The sequence below is a fragment of the Metabacillus niabensis genome (assembly GCF_902829255.1).
In the GTDB taxonomy this organism is placed as follows: Bacteria; Bacillota; Bacilli; order Bacillales; family Bacillaceae; genus Metabacillus; species Metabacillus niabensis.
The window spans coordinates 1-3,063 of sequence record NZ_CADEPK010000165.1 but is presented as its reverse complement, the minus strand read 5'-3'; the positions used below and the strand labels follow the sequence as shown (position 1 = coordinate 3,063).

At 35.5% G+C, this 3,063-nt stretch carries 2 protein-coding genes; one reads left to right on the top strand and one right to left on the bottom strand.

Annotation, left to right across the window (positions count from 1 at the left end; genetic code table 11):
* Positions 1–146: 146 nt before the first annotated feature.
* Positions 147–1,520, bottom strand: a complete 1,374-nt coding sequence (locus HU235_RS12150) for an aminotransferase-like domain-containing protein (RefSeq protein WP_174880377.1) — start codon at positions 1,518–1,520, stop codon at positions 147–149.
* Between the two features lie 295 nt (positions 1,521–1,815).
* Between HU235_RS12150 and HU235_RS12145 the strand changes: the two genes are divergently transcribed.
* Positions 1,816–2,709, top strand: coding sequence for a DMT family transporter (locus HU235_RS12145; protein WP_174880376.1), 894 nt, complete (start codon positions 1,816–1,818; stop codon positions 2,707–2,709).
* Positions 2,710–3,063: the final 354 nt, after the last annotated feature.

The following is a 3,063-nucleotide window of genomic DNA, read 5'->3' as shown; positions in this document are numbered from 1 at the left end:
TTTTAGGTCTGGCCAGTAGAAGTAGTACACGTGGGGAACCGTTCAGAAGCCCTTTAGGGTTTGGTCAGTAACAAAGGCTTTCAGCCGCAGAGAAAACCACCCGTTATCACGGGTGGTTTTTATTTTTCTTAGATGAATGACAAATCCTAAAATAGAAATAAATTACTAGGTTTTTGATTTTTCCTACTGTCAATCAATGAAATGCTGTAAGCCAATCGTTCGACTCCTGTCTTAATTTTCCTCATCTCTACTTGAGAAATACTTAATCGGATCAGATTATCCTTTTTGTATTCTGGTAAAAACATTCTAGAGGCATCATCAACATATATATTCTCCTCATGTAGCATATGTACGACTTGCTTTGCTGTCACATTCTCGGGCAAGCTGATGGATAAATAGAATCCTGAAGAAGGCTTAGAATAATGAGTATTTGCCGGCAGCAATTCTTCACATGCATCTTGAAGGTGGTTCATTTTAGTGTAATATATTTCTTTTATTTTTTTTAGATGACTATTAAACATGCCGCTTTTTAAATAGATTTCAAGTGCACCTTGGGAAAGGGCAGAACTGTTAAAATCCGAACTAAATTTATATCGCAAAAAATTGTTCATCATAAGAGTAGGAAGGATGACTGTTGCAATCCTTAATCCCGGAAGAAAAATTTTTGAAAAGCTCTTAATATAAATCACTCTCCCAGATGGTTCAAAAGCAAATAATGGATCTGATTTTGCATCTGGATCAAGATCCCCTAAAAAATCATCTTCCACAATATACACATCGTATTTTTCGGCTAACTCAACAATTTTTTGCTTTTCCCTATTTGTATAACTATGTCCAAGAGGATTGTGAAATCTCGGAATGATATAGAAAAACTTTATATCATTGTTGCGAAAAATGTATTCGAGATGATCAAGATCAATTCCGTCCATTGATAACTCAATTCCGAAAGCAGTCGCTTGGTGGAGATTGATGGACTCGATAATTCCGAAATAAGAAGGCTGTTCTATCAATATATTATTTTTACCATTCGGAAATGGCATCGCAACTAATAAATTAAGGGCTTGCTGTGAGCCAGATACAACAACCAATCTCTCAGGCTTAGTAAACACCTGTAAATTTTGCAAGTATTTCACTAATTGCACTCGTAATGTGAAAGACCCCTGTTGATCAGAATATGTAAATAGCTCTTCCTTATATTGTTCAATTGCCTGGTTCATACAATGTTGAAAATCAAGATAAGGCATAACATGTTTATCCGGACCAGCTGACAAGAAATCAATCACTTCATTTTCCTTCGCCTCAATTTGATATTCATTCACGACAAAGTAGCCACTTTTCGGAACAGAATAGATCAAATGCTCCTTTTCCAATTCGACGTATGCTTTAATAACTGTATTTTTGCTACAAGAGAAATGCTCAGATAACTGACGAATTGAAGGAAGCTTACTGCCTGCAATAAGTGAACCATTTTCTAGCTGAAGTTTTATTTCTTCCATAATCTCAATATACTTTGAGCTCATATTTTGCTCCTTCCTCATTATCTGTACCAGGACAGATGGGTGAAAGAATGGTTTTTTTTCATATGTGTACCTAGTAATATGTAAATTATATCAGAACTGTTTTATAGAAAAACAGATATATGGTACAGATTTACTTAAAAATAGGTCTGTTTAATCTTAATCGTTTATATCTGCAATGGGGTTCGCATTCCGCGGGGGACAGGGATTCTCATCGGCGTTAAATAATGTAGAGTCTCCCTAAATTAACATTAAGCTTAAACATCGCCTAAAAACAAAAAGATAGGGGCAGGATTTGATGCAAAGAGAAAAAATGGGGTTATTATTAGGATTAGTAGGAGTTATTTGTTTTAGCTTAACTCTTCCTTCTACAAGTATTGCAGTAAAGTATTTTGGAACTACGGTTGTCGGTTTAGGAAGAACAGTTGTCGCAGCTTTTTTAGTAGCTATCGTTTTAATTGTTCGCAAAGAAAAACGACCTTCCCTTCGTCAATTCAAAAGTCTTATGATTGTCGCAGCAGGTGCAGTATTAGGTTTTCCTCTTCTTACTTCTTGGGCAATGGATTCAATGTCTGTTTCTCATGGAGCTATCGAATCAGCCCTGTTACCATTAGCAACAGCAGGATTTGCTATGCTCAGAGCTGGTGAAGCTCCTTCACTGAAATTCTGGATATCAAGTGCAGTCGGTTCTTTAGCTGTTATTATCTATGCAGTTCATCTTGGCTTTGGCCGACTGCAATTAGCTGATTTGGCTCTGCTAGCAGCAGTAATGATACTTGGTCTTAGTTACGCAGAAGGGGGGAGGTTAGCAAAGGAGCTAGGTAGCTGGCAAGTGATTGCTTGGGCAATTATGATCGGTGCTCCATTTTTTATTATTCCAGTTGGGTTAAACGTTACACCCGAAATGATTCATGCACCTATTCAAGCTTGGGTTAGCTTTATATATCTTGCAGTAGTTAGCCAATTTCTTGCATATGTTGCGTGGTATAGTGGAATGGCTATCGGAGGAATAGCAAGAGTCAGTCAAATTCAATATTTACAACCATTTTTAATGATTCTATTTGCAACAGTATTTTTAGATGAATCGATTACACTATTCACGATGATTATAGCAGTAATTGTGGTCTTTTCAGTTATACTAGGCAAAAATGCTCCAGTTTTAAAAAAAGGTGTAGTTTCAAATGAAAACTAAATGCAAGTTCAAAACAATGGTAAAACTATCATCCTATGAACATCTTTAACTCCTATTATGTAAATATTATTATAAATTGGAGTATCGCGACAAAAACATAAGCCAAATTCCGGATAGCTAAGGAATTTGGCTTATGTTTGTTAAGTTAAGTTTAAGGGTGGTTAATTAGCTGGTAATTTAAATAAATTATCAAGGGAAATTTATATTTTCATAAATGCGAAAAATGTAAAAGTGAAAAGTTGTAGGTAGTCAAAAAGAGGCAGTGTATAGAAAAAAAGTTGAAAAGGTATCAGACTAGATGTAGTTATTACTGGGAAAGAACATAGTAATTTTTAAGACTATATTAATCTATAG